The organism is Actinomyces provencensis (genome assembly GCF_900155435.1).
Classification (GTDB): Bacteria; Actinomycetota; Actinomycetes; order Actinomycetales; family Actinomycetaceae; genus Pauljensenia; species Pauljensenia provencensis.
On the sequence record NZ_LT700212.1, the window covers coordinates 3275498 to 3289553 of the forward strand.

The 14056-nt window shown below is 71.5% G+C and carries 12 protein-coding genes; 7 read left to right on the forward strand and 5 right to left on the reverse strand.

Features of this window, described 5'->3' with window-relative positions; genetic code table 11:
* The first annotated feature begins 3 nt into the window (after positions 1-3).
* The 3 genes from BQ9890_RS14175 to BQ9890_RS14185 are packed head-to-tail and all read left to right on the forward strand — an operon-like array spanning position 4 to position 4165.
* Positions 4-1590: an NADH-quinone oxidoreductase subunit M gene (locus tag BQ9890_RS14175; RefSeq protein ID WP_075892410.1), complete on the forward strand. Its 1587-nt coding sequence runs from the start codon at positions 4-6 to the stop codon at positions 1588-1590.
* Complete coding sequence (nuoN, locus tag BQ9890_RS14180; protein ID WP_075892412.1) at positions 1587-3155, forward strand: NADH-quinone oxidoreductase subunit NuoN; 1569 nt, start codon at positions 1587-1589, stop codon at positions 3153-3155. Before BQ9890_RS14175 ends, nuoN begins: the two co-directional genes overlap by 4 nt.
* Positions 3152-4165: a polyprenyl synthetase family protein gene (locus BQ9890_RS14185; RefSeq protein ID WP_075892414.1), complete on the forward strand. Its 1014-nt coding sequence runs from the start codon at positions 3152-3154 to the stop codon at positions 4163-4165. Before nuoN ends, BQ9890_RS14185 begins: the two co-directional genes overlap by 4 nt.
* A gap of 164 nt (positions 4166-4329) precedes the next feature.
* Here BQ9890_RS14185 and BQ9890_RS14190 read toward each other — a convergent pair whose 3' ends face one another.
* The 4 genes from BQ9890_RS14190 to aztB all read right to left on the reverse strand — a co-directional run bounded on the left by BQ9890_RS14190 (position 4330) and on the right by aztB (position 8844).
* Complete coding sequence (locus BQ9890_RS14190; RefSeq protein WP_075892416.1) at positions 4330-5604, reverse strand: NHL repeat-containing protein; 1275 nt, start codon at positions 5602-5604, stop codon at positions 4330-4332.
* Positions 5605-5756: 152 nt separating this feature from the next.
* Positions 5757-6662, reverse strand: a complete 906-nt coding sequence (gene aztC, locus BQ9890_RS14195) for a zinc ABC transporter substrate-binding protein AztC (RefSeq protein ID WP_075892418.1) — start codon at positions 6660-6662, stop codon at positions 5757-5759.
* Positions 6659-7900, reverse strand: a complete 1242-nt coding sequence (locus BQ9890_RS14200) for an ABC transporter (protein WP_143226369.1) — start codon at positions 7898-7900, stop codon at positions 6659-6661. Before BQ9890_RS14200 ends, aztC begins: the two co-directional genes overlap by 4 nt.
* Before the next feature lie 5 nt (positions 7901-7905).
* The gene (gene aztB / locus BQ9890_RS14205) at positions 7906-8844 is read right to left on the reverse strand and encodes a zinc ABC transporter permease AztB (protein WP_075892422.1); all 939 of its coding nucleotides are present in this window, start codon (positions 8842-8844) and stop codon (positions 7906-7908) included.
* A gap of 50 nt (positions 8845-8894) precedes the next feature.
* Here aztB and BQ9890_RS14210 point away from each other — a divergent pair, with 50 nt between their 5' ends.
* Entirely contained in the window at positions 8895-9671 is a 777-nt protein-coding gene (locus BQ9890_RS14210; RefSeq protein WP_230297972.1) for a metal ABC transporter ATP-binding protein, read from the forward strand.
* A gap of 23 nt (positions 9672-9694) precedes the next feature.
* Here the strand turns inward: BQ9890_RS14210 and BQ9890_RS14215 are convergent, their stop codons facing one another.
* Positions 9695-10300, reverse strand: a complete 606-nt coding sequence (locus BQ9890_RS14215; RefSeq protein WP_075892424.1) for a GNAT family N-acetyltransferase — start codon at positions 10298-10300, stop codon at positions 9695-9697.
* Between the two features lie 355 nt (positions 10301-10655).
* Between BQ9890_RS14215 and sucC the strand changes: the two genes are divergently transcribed.
* From sucC to BQ9890_RS14230, 3 genes are all read left to right on the forward strand, one after another.
* The gene (gene sucC / locus BQ9890_RS14220) at positions 10656-11876 is read left to right on the forward strand and encodes an ADP-forming succinate--CoA ligase subunit beta (protein ID WP_075892425.1); all 1221 of its coding nucleotides are present in this window, start codon (positions 10656-10658) and stop codon (positions 11874-11876) included.
* A gap of 34 nt (positions 11877-11910) precedes the next feature.
* Positions 11911-12834 (forward strand): succinate--CoA ligase subunit alpha, encoded by a 924-nt coding sequence (gene sucD / locus BQ9890_RS14225; RefSeq protein WP_075892427.1) that lies wholly within the window; start codon positions 11911-11913, stop codon positions 12832-12834.
* Positions 12835-12953: 119 nt separating this feature from the next.
* On the forward strand, positions 12954-14056 hold a 1103-nt coding region (locus BQ9890_RS14230; protein ID WP_195907692.1), incomplete at its 3' end, for a cell division protein PerM.

The following is a 14056-nucleotide window of genomic DNA, read 5'->3' on the forward strand; positions in this document are numbered from 1 at the left end:
CTCATGGAAATCACCGATCTCGTCCACGCCTCCACCCCGTGGCTGACGATCCTCGTCGTCATCCCGGCGCTCGCCGCCGCCCTCGTCGGCCTCGTACCGGCCCTGCGCAGGCGCGGCCGGACCATCGCCCTGGGCGTCTCGCTGGTCGAACTGGTGCTGGCCGTCTTCGCGGCCACGACCTTCGACTGGACGGACGCGGGCACCTACCAGCTCGTGGAGACCGCGCGCTGGATCCCCCAGATCGGCGTCTCCTGGGCCCTGGGTGTCAACGCCCTGGGCCTGGTGATGGTGCTGCTCGCCACGGCCCTGGTCCCCCTGGTGCTGCTCGCCGGGTGGCGCGAGGACGAGGGCGGGTCCGAGGGCGGTTCCTACGCCGCACTCGTGCTGCTGCTCGAGGCCTTCATGGTGATGATCTTCGCGGCCTTCGACGTCGTGGTGTTCTACATCGCCTTCGAGGCCATGCTGATCCCGCTCTACTTCATGATCGGTCGCTTCGGGGTGGGTGATCCCGAGCGACGACGTGCCGCGGCGTGGAAGTTCCTGATCTACTCGCTGGTCGGTGGCCTGGCCATGCTGGGCGGCCTCGTCGCCCTGTGGGCACTGGTGCCGGAACGTTCCGAGACCCTCTTCCGCCTCGACACCGCCTCCCAGGTGGTCCCGGGCCTGTCCTCGGGTGTCCAGATGGGGATCTTCGTCAGCTTCATGATCGCCTTCGCGATCAAGGCCCCGATGGTGCCGGTGCACACCTGGTTGCCCGACACGGCGGCCGCCTCCCGCCCGGGCACCTCGGTGCTCCTGGTCGGCGTGCTCGACAAGATCGGCACCTTCGGGATGATCGCACTGTGCCTGCGCCTGCTCCCCGACGCCGCCTCCCAGGCGCGCTGGGTGCTGTGCGGGCTCGCAGTGCTCTCGATCCTCTGGGGCGGACTCGCCGCCATCGGTCAGAAGGACCTCATGCGGCTGGTGTCCTACACCTCGGTGTCCCACTTCGGTTTCATGGTGCTCGGCATCTTCGTCGGCTCCTCGGTGGCCCTGACCGGCGCCATGTTCTACATGGTCGCCCACGGGGTCTCCATCGCCGCGATGTTCCTCGTCTCCGGGTTCCTCACCGAGCGCGGGGGATCGCGCGAGATCGCCTCCTACGGTGGGTTCCAGCGCGTGACCCCCCTGATCGCGGGGACCTGGTTGGTCGCGGGTCTGGCCTCCATCGCCCTGCCCGGCCTGTCCGGCTTCGTCCCGGAGTACCTGGTCCTGGTGGGTACCTACTCCGTGAGCGTGCTGCTGGCCGTCCTGGCGGTCCTCGGAGTCATCATCGCCGCCCTCTACGTCCTCCTGCCCTACCAACGCCTCTTCACGGGGCCGAAGCCGCAGGACCGCGACGTCCCCGACCTGGACGTCCGCGAGAAGACGGTCATCACCCCGCTCATCGCGGCCATGGCCGTGCTGGGCATCTGGTCCGCCCCGTTGGTCGGGGCCCTGACCCCGGTGTCCGAGGACTCGGTGGTGGCCCTCCAGGCCGCCTCCGCCCAGGCCACCGCGTCGCACACGGTCAGCACGCCTGCCGCTGCTGACGAAGGGAGCACGAAGTGAACCTGCTCAGCACCGCAGAGATGGCGGCACCCACCATCGGGTGGGCGTCGCTCACGCCGGTCCTCATCGTGCTCGGGGGTGCCGTCATCGGGGTCCTCGTCGAGGCCTTCGCCCCCCAGCGCCTGCGTCGCTCCATCGGCATCGGGCTCTCCCTCCTGACCACGCTGCTGGCCGCGGCCGCCATCGCCCTGCGGTGGCGCGACGTGGTGGCGGCGCCCTCGTCACTGGGGGAGTACATCGAGGACCCCCTGACCCTGGCCTCGCAGTTCATCCTGGCCTGCGTCGGGTTCCTCGCACTGCTCGTGATCGCCGACCGCACCCAGGTCGGGGACGGTGCGTTCGCCGGTCAGCCCTCGGACCGTCCCGGTTCCGGGGACGAGGAGTTGACCCTGCGCAGGGGGTACCAGCGTTCCGAGGTGTTCCCGCTGGTGCTCTTCTCGCTGGGCGGCATGATGGTGTTCCCGGCGGCCGACTCCCTCATCACGCTCTTCGTGGCGCTCGAGGTCATGTCGCTGCCGCTCTACATCCTCACCGCCACCGCACGCCGACGCCGTCAGCTCTCCCAGGAGGCGGCGCTGAAGTACTTCCTGCTGGGTGCCTTCGCCTCCGCGTTCCTGCTCATGGGGTCCGCGCTGCTCTTCGGCTACTCAGGGTCCCTGAAGATCTCCGAGGTCGCCACCGCCCTGCCCACCACCAACGGCATGGACTGGCTGGTCGTGTCTGGTGTGTTCCTGGTGGTCGTCGGCCTGCTCTTCAAGATCGGTGCCGCTCCGTTCCACGCCTGGACCCCGGACGTGTACACGGGTGCACCGACCCCCATCACCGGTTTCATGGCGGCAGGCGTCAAGGTCGCGGCCTTCGGCGCGCTGCTGCGCTTCTACCAGACGGTGGCGGCCCAGCTGGAGTGGGACCTCATCGGGGTCCTCGCCGTGGTGGCGCTGTTGACCATGGTCGTGGGCACCTTCGCCGGCATCGTCCAGGACGACGTCAAGCGGATGCTCGCCTACTCCTCCATCGCACACGCCGGGTTCATCCTCATCGGGGTGCTCTCGGTCCACAAGGGTTCCGCCGGAGCCGTGCTCTTCTACGTCCTGGCCTACGGCCTGGCCACGGTGGGCGCCTTCGCGGTGGCCACGCTGGTGCGCTCCCGTGACGCCGAGGGCGCCACGGGTGGCGAGGTCGGCACCTTGGAGCGTTGGGCCGGGCTGGGGAAGCGTTCGCCCTTCGTGGCCGGCGCGATGCTCCTGTTCCTGCTCTCCTTCGCGGGCATCCCGCTGACCGCAGGGTTCATCGGGAAGTTCCTGGTCTTCGCGGACGGCTTCGCGGGTGGCCTGGGCTGGCTGGTGGTCGTGGCACTGGTGTGCTCGGCCGTCACCGCGTTCTACTACTTCCGCCTGGTCAGGCTCATGTTCTTCACCGAGCCCGCGGAGCGGACCGTCGTCGTGCGCTCCGAGGGATTCACCGCAGTTGCGGTGGGGGTGTGTGCTCTGGGTACGATCGTGCTGGGTGTCTTCCCGAACCCGGTCCTGTCCCTCCTCAACCAGGTGGTCATTCTCCTCCCGTGACATCCACTCCCCCCGACCTCCACGCACCGGGGCTCGAGGCGCGCATCGCCCCGGCCCTCGAGGCCGTCGAGTCGTCCCTCCAGGATGCGGTGCGCGGTTCGCGTGACCTCGTCGACGAACTCACCTCGCACCTGGCGCGGGCCGGGGGGAAACGGATCCGACCCCTGCTCACCCTGGTGTGTGCCCAGCTGGGGGACCCGGAACTGGCGGTGTCGGACAATGTCATCGCCGCAGCCACCGCCATGGAGCTCACGCACCTGGCATCGCTGTACCACGACGACGTCATGGACTCCGCGCCCACGCGTCGTGGGGTGCCCTCCGCACAGCACGTGTGGGGGAACAACCGGGCGATCCTGGCCGGCGACGTCCTCTTCGCGAGGGCCTCGAAGCTGATCGCACAGCTGGGACCGGACTCGGTCTCCTACCACGCCGACACCTTCGAGCGACTGTGCCTGGGACAGCTCGACGAGACCTTCGGGCCGCTGCCCGATTCGGATGCGGTGGACTTCTACGTCCACGTCCTGGCGGACAAGACCGGGTCCCTGCTGTCGGCGGCCGCCCACTTCGGGGCCTTCCACGGGGGCGCGGGGCTGGAGGTCGCAGGGGTCGTCGCCACCTTCGGTGAGCGCATCGGTGTGGCCTTCCAGGTCGCCGACGACGTTCTGGACCTGGTCTCCACCGAGGAGACCTCCGGCAAGACGCCGGGTACGGACCTGCGGGAGGGTGTGGACACCCTCCCGGTGCTGCTGCTGCGGCGGCGGGAGGCGCAGGGGACCCTGGACGGGGAGGGCGAGGGGATCCTCGTGGACCTGGCCGGGGACCTCAGCTCCGACGAGGCTCTGGCCGCCGTCGTCACGCGCCTGCGGGCCCACGACGTCATTGAGGAGACCCGCGCCCTGGCCCAGCGGTGGGCCGACGACGCGGTGGCCGCCCTGGAGCCCCTGCCCGAGGGCGAGCCCAAGGACGCCCTGCAGGCCTTCGCCCACCTCATGGTCGACCGGATCGCCTGACCCCCACCCCGGCGAAGTCCGCTCTGTTCGGGGTTCGAAGTCCGCTCTGTTCGGGGGTCGAAGTCCGCTCACTTCTGGGCGTGAGGTCCGTCCCTTCCCTGCGGCCCGGGCACGAGGAGGGGGTCGGGCGCACACGCGCCCGACCCCCGAAGTGCACCCCTGTGTCAGCTGGCTCGCACCAGCGCCACCTCGTTCGGGGCCACACCGACCTCCACGGAGGTCACGGTCCCGTCGCTGAGATCGACCTTGTGAACCGTCTGCGTGGCCGGCTCGGTCACCCAGGCCGTGTCACCGTCCACGACCAGGGCCGGGTGCGCCTGCTGCCAGGGCTCGGGGCCCTCCCACGCGGCCACGACCGGGATCGAATCGGTGAGCGCCTTCGTGGTGACATCGACGTGGTGCAGGGAGCCGTCGGTCCCGAGCACCCAGGCGTTGCCCTCCGCGTCGCGTCCGACGCCGCGCCACGTGTACTGGACGCCCTCGGGCATGTCGATCACGTCGAACGTGGCTGCCTCGGTGTCCACGAAACCGATCTGGTCCAGGACGACGCCCTCCGCATCGGGGTCGGTGCGGTGGTCGACCACGGCGATGGGGGAGCCCTCGGCGACATAGGTGTTGCCGACTCGGCCGTAGTCACCGGCAGGACTGGGGATCTTCTCCCAGGCCCCGTTGCGGAGCAGGATCACGCCGTCCTCGCAGCCCAGCACGACCGCTTCGCCAGCCGCCACACCCTCACCGTGGACACTGGGGCACGTCTCGATCCGGCTGATCTCGGTCCCCGAGGCGTCCTGGAGGAGTGCACCGCTGCGGGACTCGGAGTCCCCGAGGGTGCGCACCAGGTTCCCGTCCTCCAGTTCCACCGCGACCCCGTGATGGGCGGCCTCGGAGTGGATGACGGTGCCCTCGGGCAGGGTGGCGACGGTGTCGTCCGCGGAGGATCCCAGCGCGGAGGTGTCGAGGAGGGTGATGTCGCCGGTGCCGTCGTCGAAGAGGACGGTGTGCCCCGCGTGGCGGACCACGTGCCCCGGGGTGGTCGCCGGGAAGACCAGGTCCGTGAGGCCCGCACTCCCACCACCGGCACCGGTGGAGAGCACCTGGAACCCGCCCTCGGTGGAGACGAGCACGTGCTCCCCGTCGCCGAAGCTGTTGAGGCGGTTGAAGCCCTCCAGTGGGAGGTCCGCGACCTCGGAGAGGTCGTCCGCGTCGATGACACGGATGCCGCCGTCGTAGGTGAAGGCGAAGCGGTCGCCCCCGTCGGTGTCTCCGGCTGCTGCGGCGCCGCGGGAGGTGCCGGACCCGGACTGCGTCGCGTCCCCTGAGGTCGGGGAGGAGGCGCCCCCGGAACAGGCGGAGAGGGCGAGGACGCCCACTCCGGCCGTGGCCAGGACGGCGCTTCGGATGCCGTGTCGGCGCGCTCCGCGGTGGGTGCTGTGGTGCATGGTCAGGTGTCCCTTCGGTGGTGATGGTGATGGTGATGGTGATGGATGGGATGGGATGGGGTCGCGACGGACGCGGGCGTGCCCGGTGCCGGGACCGCTGGTGACGGGGGCGCTCTGCTGTGTCACGGTGACGAGGGCGCTCCCGGTGGGTGTCAGGTCAGTGCCTCCTCGATCCGGTCGGTGTTGACGCGCATCATGTCGAGGTAGGTCGGTGCCTCGTCCTCGGGCCCGCTGAGGGACTCGGTGAAGAGGGGGACGACCCGGACCTCGATCCCCGTGTGCTCCGCGAGTGCCTGCACCAGCCGATCGGGTTGGGAGGAGTCGGCGAAGATCGCGGGCACCCCGGCCTCGCGCACGGCGTCGGCCAGGTCGGCCAGGTCCGAGGCGCTGGGAGCGGCCAGGGTCGCGCCTCCGGGGATGACGGCCCCGATGACGCGGAAGCCGTAGCGTTCGGCGAGGTAGCCGAAGACGTGGTGGTTCGTGACGAGCGCGCGGCGCTCGGTCGGGATCGCCGAGAAGCGCGCCGTCATGTCACGGTCCAGGTCGGAGAGCTCCTCCAGGTAGGTCGTGGTGGCGCCGTGTAGGGCGTCGGTGTCGATGCCCTCGACGTTCTCCGCGATCGTTCCCTCCAGGGCGGTGACGACCTCGGCCATGACCGTCGGGTCCGTCCAGAAGTGAGGATCGGGACCTGAGGCATCCTCGCTGTCGTACTCCGGGGGGGTGAAGTGCTCCCCGGCCTCGAACACGGCGGTGCCGTGCGCACGTGCCGCCTCCACATGGTCGAGCAGCCCCTCCTCCAGGCCCAGACCATTGGCGACGACCAGGTCGGCCTCCTGCATCTGCAGGGCGTCCCGGGCGGAGACCCCGAAGGAATGGGGGTCGGCGTTGGGGGCCATGAGGACCCGGACCCCGACCTGGTCCCCGACCATCCGGGAGACGACGTCGCCGAGGATGTTCGTCGTCACGACCACCCGGGGACCGCTCGCGGCCTGGGTGCACCCGGCACGCGCCAGGGCCAGTGCCGTGGCGAGGACGGCAAGGGATGCCCGGATCCTCACAGTCCCACCTCCGTGACCGCGACCAGGTCGGGTGTGTCGATGGTGCGTGCGATGCGGGCACCGTCGGCGACGTCGATCTCCAGGACCTCGCCGGTCGTGCGGGCGGGGACGTAGGTGCGGGTGGTGTCCACGCGGAGTCCCCGGGGTGCGCCCTCCACGGAGGCGATCGGGTCGGTCGACGTCTCCAGGGAGCCGTCGGTCCACACGAGGACCCGTCCCTCCTCGTCGACCGCCACCACGCGGTCGTGGCGGTCGTCGACGGCGGCGACGGCGACCAGGGGTGCCTCGGAGTCGACGTGGGTCCAGGTGCGCTCGCGGGTGTCGAGCAGCCAGTACCCGCCCGTGTCGTCGAGGGCGGCGACGGTGGGTCGCCCGGGGCGCGAGCCGAAGCCGTGGGGACGCGCTTCCGTGGCGGTGCCCTCCGGCAGGTCCACACGCTCCAGGGCGGGCGTGCCGTCCGTGGGGTCCACGGTGGCCAGGACGATTCCTCCGGCACAGCCCAGGACGACGCCGACACGTGTGGTGGTCCCGCCCGCGGCACCCTCGCAGGTCTCTGTGACGCCCGGGGTCGGCGTCCCGCCCTCGTCGAGGACCTCCACGGCACCCCCACGCACGACGACCCACCCCTGCCCGAGCGGCGCCGCGAGAGAGCCCTCGTCGACGTGGACGCGGGCGAGTTCGCTGACGCTGCCCGCGCCGAGGGCCTCGCGGTCGAGGAGGACGGCGGTGGTGCCCGCGGTGAGGACCGTGCGGAGTTCACCGGAGGACAGGAACGGTTCGCCGGACAGGTCCCCGACGGTGCCCACGGAGCGGGCGGGGGCGCGGTAGTAGTGCTGGTCGTCGCCGTGGTCCACGGTCCACACCCCGGAGTCGACGAGGGCGACCCCGTCCCCGTCCACGTCGGCAGCCAGGAAGCGTCCGTCGGAGGACACCGCCCGGACCCCCTCCAGGGTGGTCACGGTGGTGGAGGAGAGGTCGGCGAGGTCCACCAGGTCGACGGCTCCCGATCCGGAGAGGGTGAGGAGGGAGAGCGCGGGTTCGGAGAGCTCCGCCGCGCCCTCCACGTATCCGTGCGGGGTGGTGGGGGAGTCGGAACCGGTGCGGTCGGAGCCCAATCCGGAGGACTGCTGGTCGCCGGAGGCCGGGGTCGAACCGGAGCACGCCGTGAGGGCGAGTGCGGCCGTGGCGCCCAGGGCGCAGAGCGCCGAGCCGGCCCGGGAGTGGAGGTGGGACATCATTTCCTTCAGTCGTGGACGGTGGTGCGGGTGGACCCGGTGGGACGTGGTGGCCCCTGGCTCGGGACCGGTCCCCGGAGGACGGAGAGCTCCGTGACGACGGCGTGGCCGGGGTCCGGGACGGGTGGGCGCCCGCGGGCCAGGAGCGGCCGGAGGGAGGCCGTGAGGAGGAACGTGGTCGCAGCGACGGCGGCGATCGTCGCCCCGGCCGCGGTCGCCGCGCACCAGGAGACGTAGAGCCCCACGACGACTGCCCCGGAGGCCACGGCCGCGGCGCCCGCCATGACGCCCCCGATGGAGCGTACCCACAGCGACGCGGTGGCGGGTGGGGCCACGAGTAGGGCGACCACCAGGAGGGAGCCGACGGCCCGGTAGGAGGCGACCACGGCCAGGGTGACCAGGGCGAGCAGTGCCATCCGTGCCAGACGGGGGCGCATGCCCAGGGTGTGGGCCAGGTTCTCGTCCAGGGTGAGTGCCAGGAGGGGGCGGTGCATGACGAGGGCGAGCAGGCAGGTGAGCAGCAGGGCAAGGGCCAGTACGGTCAGCTCGCCGGCGCGCACGGCGAGGATGTCGCCGAAGAGGATCGCCGTGAGGTCAGTGGCGAAGGACCTGGACCGCGAGACGATGATGACGCCCAGGGAGAGCATGCCGACGAAGGCGATGCCGATGGCGGTGTCCTCGGCCAGTCGGGCCCTGTGCGTCATCCACCCGATGCCGGCGCCCATGGCGGCGGCGCTCACGGCAGCCCCGGCCAGGGGCGACAGCCCGAGGATCGTGGCGAGTGCGACCCCGGGGAGCATGCCGTGGGAGATGGCCTCCCCGAGGAAGGCCATGCCCCGCACGACGACCCAGGTCCCCGCGACTGCGCAGATGAGCGCCGCGAGCAGACCGCCGAGGAGGGCGCGGGTGAAGAAACCGGCGCTGAGGGGTTCGAGGAGGAATGACACCTGCTAGACGATAATGGTTATCAACATGGATTGCGAGTTAGTATGGCGCGATGAGTCCCACATCCGTCACGGGGAGCATCCCCGACACGAGTCGACACCTGCCCCCGCCCGTGGGGCCTCACGTCCGCGGGCGGGGGTGCTCCAGCCCGGACCCCACCAGGGCCCCGGGCGCGATCCGGACCGCGGGCGTGCACGTCTCGGTGCGGGACCTGGAAGTGGTGCGTGGCAAGGTCATGGCACTGCGCGGCGTCGACCTCGACATCCCCCCGGGTGGTGTCACCCTGCTGTGCGGTGGCAACGGATCCGGGAAGTCGACACTGCTGCTGGCACTGGCCGGTGTCCTCCCCCTCCACTCGGGTCGGGTGGAGGGCCTGGAAGGCGTGCGCCTCGCCCTCGTCCCCCAGGTCCCGCCCGTTCCGCAACGGCTGCCGCTCACGGTCGCTGCAGCGGTCGGGATGGGGCGCTGGGGCTCTCTCGGGTTCTGGGGGAGGATGCGGAGGCATGACCGGGAGAGCGTGGAGGGGTGCATGCGCCTCCTCGGGGTGGATGCGCTGGCGCGGCGGCAGCTCTGCGAGGTCTCGGGTGGTCAGCGCCAGCGCGTGCTGGTCGCCCAGGCGCTGGTCCAGGAGGCGCCGGTGCTGCTCCTGGACGAACCCACCGCTGCTGCCGATGCCGCCTCGCGGGAGCTCATCCACCACGCCGCGCGGGTCGAGGCGGACCGCGGCACCACTGTCGTCCTGGCCTCACATGACCCCGGGGCCCGCGATGTCGCCGATGCGGTCATCACCTTGGACTCGGGGCGCGTCATCCGGGCGGGAGAGGACTGAGGTGGTGGGCGTTCGCGTCCCGGTCAACTGACGCGGAGGTCCAGCGTCATGACCGCCCTGGTCGGCGTCGGGTGGTCTGCCAGGGCGAACCCGGCCGACCGGAAGATCCCGATGTCACCGTGGTAGAGCTCGTTGCTGCCCGTCCGGGTGCCCGCCCCCGTCCGGGCCTCGACGTCCACCGGGTAGGCCTCCAGGCGCGAGGCGCCGTGGGCGCGGGCGAATCCGACCGCCTCTTCGGCCAGGAGCCGCGCGACACCCTGACCGCGGAACTCGCGGCGCACGACGAAGCAGGTCACCGCCCAGACTCCTGGGTCGTCCAGGGGTCGGCCTCCCGCCACCCTGACGATGCGGGAGCGGACGAGACGGGGCTGGTCGGCGCGCGGCCCGACACGGCACCACCCCGCGGCCACACCGTCCACATGGGCGATCAGCCCCGGTGGACGGTCGCCCTGCTCGACCTCCTCACGCAGGTGGGAGCGCCGGTCTTCGCGGGAGGAGGCGTCGAACTCGCGCGAGGACACGCGGAACCACTGGCACCAGCAGGAGGCGCCGTCACCACCGCCCGTCAGGGCGTGCTCGACGTCGGGCCAGGACTCCGGCGAGGCGGGGGCCACAGTGATGTGGGTCATGGATCCAGTATCGACGAACATTCGCTCCCCGTCAGAGCCGGGGACGCCGCCGCGCAGCCACGCCCGTCCTGGGGCGTGGGGCGGACCGTGACAGCGACGAGGGCGGACTTCGACCCCCGAACAGAGCGGACTTCGAGGTGGAAACAGAGCGGACTTCGCGGTGGAAACAGAGCGGACTTCGCGGGGGTGGTGAAGTGTGGGACGTAGGCCCCGGTTCGGGGTACCCTGTCGGGAGATGTCTCGATGTCGAGCAATCCGGTGCCGCCAGACGCACGGCTGGCAGCAGACGCCGGCCTCGGGGCATCGACGGGTACCGAGCACCCGGCATCGAGCACCGAAGGAGAAGGGACGCAGAGTGGATCTCTACGAGTACCAGGCACGGGAGATGTTCGGGGCGCACGGGGTGCCCGTCCTCCCCGGCATCACCGCCACCACCCCGGAGGAGGCCCACGACGCCGCAGGACGCCTCCACGACGGCCTCGTGGTGGTCAAGGCACAGGTCAAGACCGGCGGTCGCGGGAAGGCCGGAGGCGTCAAGCTCGCCCGCTCCCCGCAGGAGGCCCACGACCGCGCCGAGGAGATCCTCGGCATGGACATCAAGGGCCACACCGTCCACACGGTCCTCATCGCCGAGGGCGCCGACATCGCGGCCGAATACTACTTCTCGATCCTCCTGGACCGCTCCAACCGCACCCACCTCGCCATGTGCTCACGCGAGGGGGGCATGGACATCGAGACCCTCGCCCGGGAACGCCCCGAGGCCCTCGCCCGGGTCCCGCTGTCCCCCTTCCGCGGCATCGACGAGGGCGTCGCCCACGAGATCCTCGACGCGGCAGGCTTCACCCCCGAGGAGTCCGCACGCATCGCCCCGGTCCTGGTGCTGCTGTGGGAGGTCTACCGCGACGAGGACGCGACCCTCGTCGAGGTCAACCCCCTGGTCTCCACCGATGACGGTGGGATCATCGCCCTCGACGGCAAGGTGACACTGGACGACAACGCCGCCTTCCGCCACCCCGACCACGCGGCCCTGGCCGACACCAGCAGCGAGGACCCGCGCGAGGCTGCGGCCAAGGCTGCCGGACTCAACTACGTGCGACTGGAGGGCGAGGTCGGGATCATCGGCAATGGTGCGGGACTCGTGATGTCCACCCTCGACGTCGTCGCCCTGGCGGGGGAGGACCTGGGCGTGCGTCCCGCGAACTTCCTCGACATCGGCGGTGGCGCCTCCGCTGAGGTCATGGCCCGCGGTCTCGACGTCATCCTCGGGGACGAGCAGGTGCGCTCCGTCCTCGTCAACGTCTTCGGGGGCATCACCGCCTGCGACGAGGTCGCCCGCGGCATCATCGGCGCCCTGGAGCAGCTGGGGGAGCGCGCCCACAAGCCACTGGTGGTGCGGCTGGACGGCAACAAGGTCGCCGAGGGCCGTGAGATCCTCGCCGCTGCGGCCCACCCGCTCGTCCACATGTCCGACACCATGGACGGCGCGGCCCGCCTCGCCGCGGAGCTGGCGGCAGCCTCCGCCACCACGAGCGCCGCCCCGGCCGCGCCGCCCTCGTCCGGCCCCGCCACCGCCTGAACCCCGACCGTCGATCCCCGACAGGAGAACACAGATGTCGATCTTCCTCTCGCGCGACTCCCGCGTGATCGTCCAGGGCATGACCGGGTCCGAAGGACGGAAACACACTGCCCGCATGCTCGGTGCGGGCACCACGGTCGTGGGCGGGGTGAACCCCCGCAAGGCGGGGGAGAGCGTGACCTTCGACGTCCACGCCTACGGCCCGGCTGCTGAGCGCGCCACCGAGGGCCCCGTCGAGGTCCCCGTCTTCGGCACCGTCGCCGATGCCCGCGCCGCCACGGGCGCCGACGTCTCGGTGGTCTTCGTGCCACCGCCCTTCGCCAAGGACGCGGTCCTGGAGGCCGTCGACGCCGGCATGGAGACCGTCGTCGTCATCACCGAGGGCATCCCGGTGGCGGACTCCGTCCAGTTCGTCACGCGCGCCCTGGAGCGCGGTACCCGTCTGATCGGCCCGAACTGCCCCGGCATCATCACCCCCGGGGAGTCGAATGTCGGGATCACGCCCGCGGACATCACCGGTCCCGGACGCATCGGCCTGGTGTCCAAGTCGGGCACGCTGACCTACCAGATGATGTTCGAACTGCGCGACATCGGCTTCTCCACCTGCATCGGCATCGGCGGGGACCCGGTGGTGGGGTCGACCCACATCGATGCGCTGGAGGCCTTCGAGGCGGACCCCGACACCGACCTGGTCGTCATGATCGGGGAGATCGGCGGCGACGCCGAGGAGCGGGCAGCGGCCTGGATCAGTGAGAACATGTCGAAGCCGGTCGTCGCCTACGTCGCAGGCTTCACCGCCCCCGAGGGCAAGACCATGGGACACGCGGGCGCCATCGTGTCGGGCTCCGCGGGCACCGCCGCCGCCAAGGCCGAGGCCCTGGAGTCCGTCGGCGTGCGGGTGGGTCGCACCCCCTCCCAGACCGCGGTGCTCGCACGCGAGATCCTCCGGTCTCGTTGACGCCTGGTCGTCCGCCCTCGTCGATGTGACGAGGGCGGCGCCCGCGCGCGGAGGGTGATTTCGCGGCAGGCGGCGCTGCTTCCCCGGGACGCGGGACCACCCGGGTGACGATGGGAGCGATGAGCAAGACCTCCGCACCCCATTCCACCGCGCCCGCCCCACCGACCATCCGCATCGCCCTGCCCAATGGGTGGGCGCGCTCAGGACTGGCCGGCATCGAGGCTGCCCTCATCGGCTGGGGCCTGCTCATGGTGCTCACCCTGGTCGGCTACCTGTCCGTGTCCGGCAACCCGTGGCTGGGCAAGGCCACCTGGGCGGATGCGACGGCAGTGGGAGGAGACCTCTGGGGGGCGACGCTCGCCGCCCCGGTCCACGTCGGTGGGACGACCCTGTGGGCCGTCCCGACCCTGATGACGGTGCTGGTGGTCGTCCTGCTGCGCGTGCTGTTGCTGGGTGGACGCGGGTACCCGCCTGCCGCCCAGTGGATGGCGGTGCCCACCTTCGCCGTGACCGCGCTGGCACTGGTCGGGGCGACCGCGGGACATGTGTCCCTGCTCCAGGCCGTGCCCGGCGCCCTGCTGGTGCCCGCACTGGCTGCCCTGTGGGCGGTGGTCAGCCAGACCTCGGAGGCCCCCGCGTGGACGGGGCGCGCTGCCTGGGTGTGGGAGGGACTGCGCCAGGCGCGCGTGGTGCTCGGAGTCCTCGCCCTGGTCGGGGCGGTCGCGGTCGGGGTGTCGCTGCACGCTTCCTGGGAGCAGGTCCGCGGCATCCACGAGCTCCTCCTGGCGGGCACCACCGACACGGTCGTCACCGTCATCGCCCAGGTGCTGTTCGCCCCCACCGCGGTCGCCTGGGCCCTGTCCTGGCTGGCGGGGCCCGGCTTCTGGGTGGGCGCGGACACGCTGCACGCCCCGGGCACCGCACCCGTGGCCCCCATCCCCGCCATCCCCCTGCTGGGGGCCGTCCCCGCCACCGCACCGGGCAATCGCGTGGCACTGGTGCTGGTCGGGGTCGGGGTGCTGGTCGGGATCTGGCTGAGGTGGCATCACCGGGCCGAGGACGTAGGTACCCAGGCGCTCGCGGGTGCGGCGAGCGCGGGGGGCGTCGCGGTGGTGATGCTCGCGTGGTTCGCCCTGGCGACCCTGCACCTGGGGGAGGGGCGCATGTCCCTGCTGGGGCCGCGCGTGGCGTGGTCCGCGGCGATGGTCGTCGTGGAGGTTGT

Coding starts and splice junctions, on each gene's coding strand:
- BQ9890_RS14215 (WP_075892424.1), bottom strand. CDS start 10,300: ATGACCCACATCACTGTGGCCCCCGCCTCGCCGGAGTCCTGGCCCGAC.
- sucD (WP_075892427.1), top strand. CDS start 11,911: ATGTCGATCTTCCTCTCGCGCGACTCCCGCGTGATCGTCCAGGGCATG.
- BQ9890_RS14190 (WP_075892416.1), bottom strand. CDS start 5,604: ATGCACCACAGCACCCACCGCGGAGCGCGCCGACACGGCATCCGAAGC.
- BQ9890_RS14175 (WP_075892410.1), top strand. CDS start 4: ATGGAAATCACCGATCTCGTCCACGCCTCCACCCCGTGGCTGACGATC.
- BQ9890_RS14210 (WP_230297972.1), top strand. CDS start 8,895: ATGAGTCCCACATCCGTCACGGGGAGCATCCCCGACACGAGTCGACAC.
- BQ9890_RS14200 (WP_143226369.1), bottom strand. CDS start 7,900: ATGATGTCCCACCTCCACTCCCGGGCCGGCTCGGCGCTCTGCGCCCTG.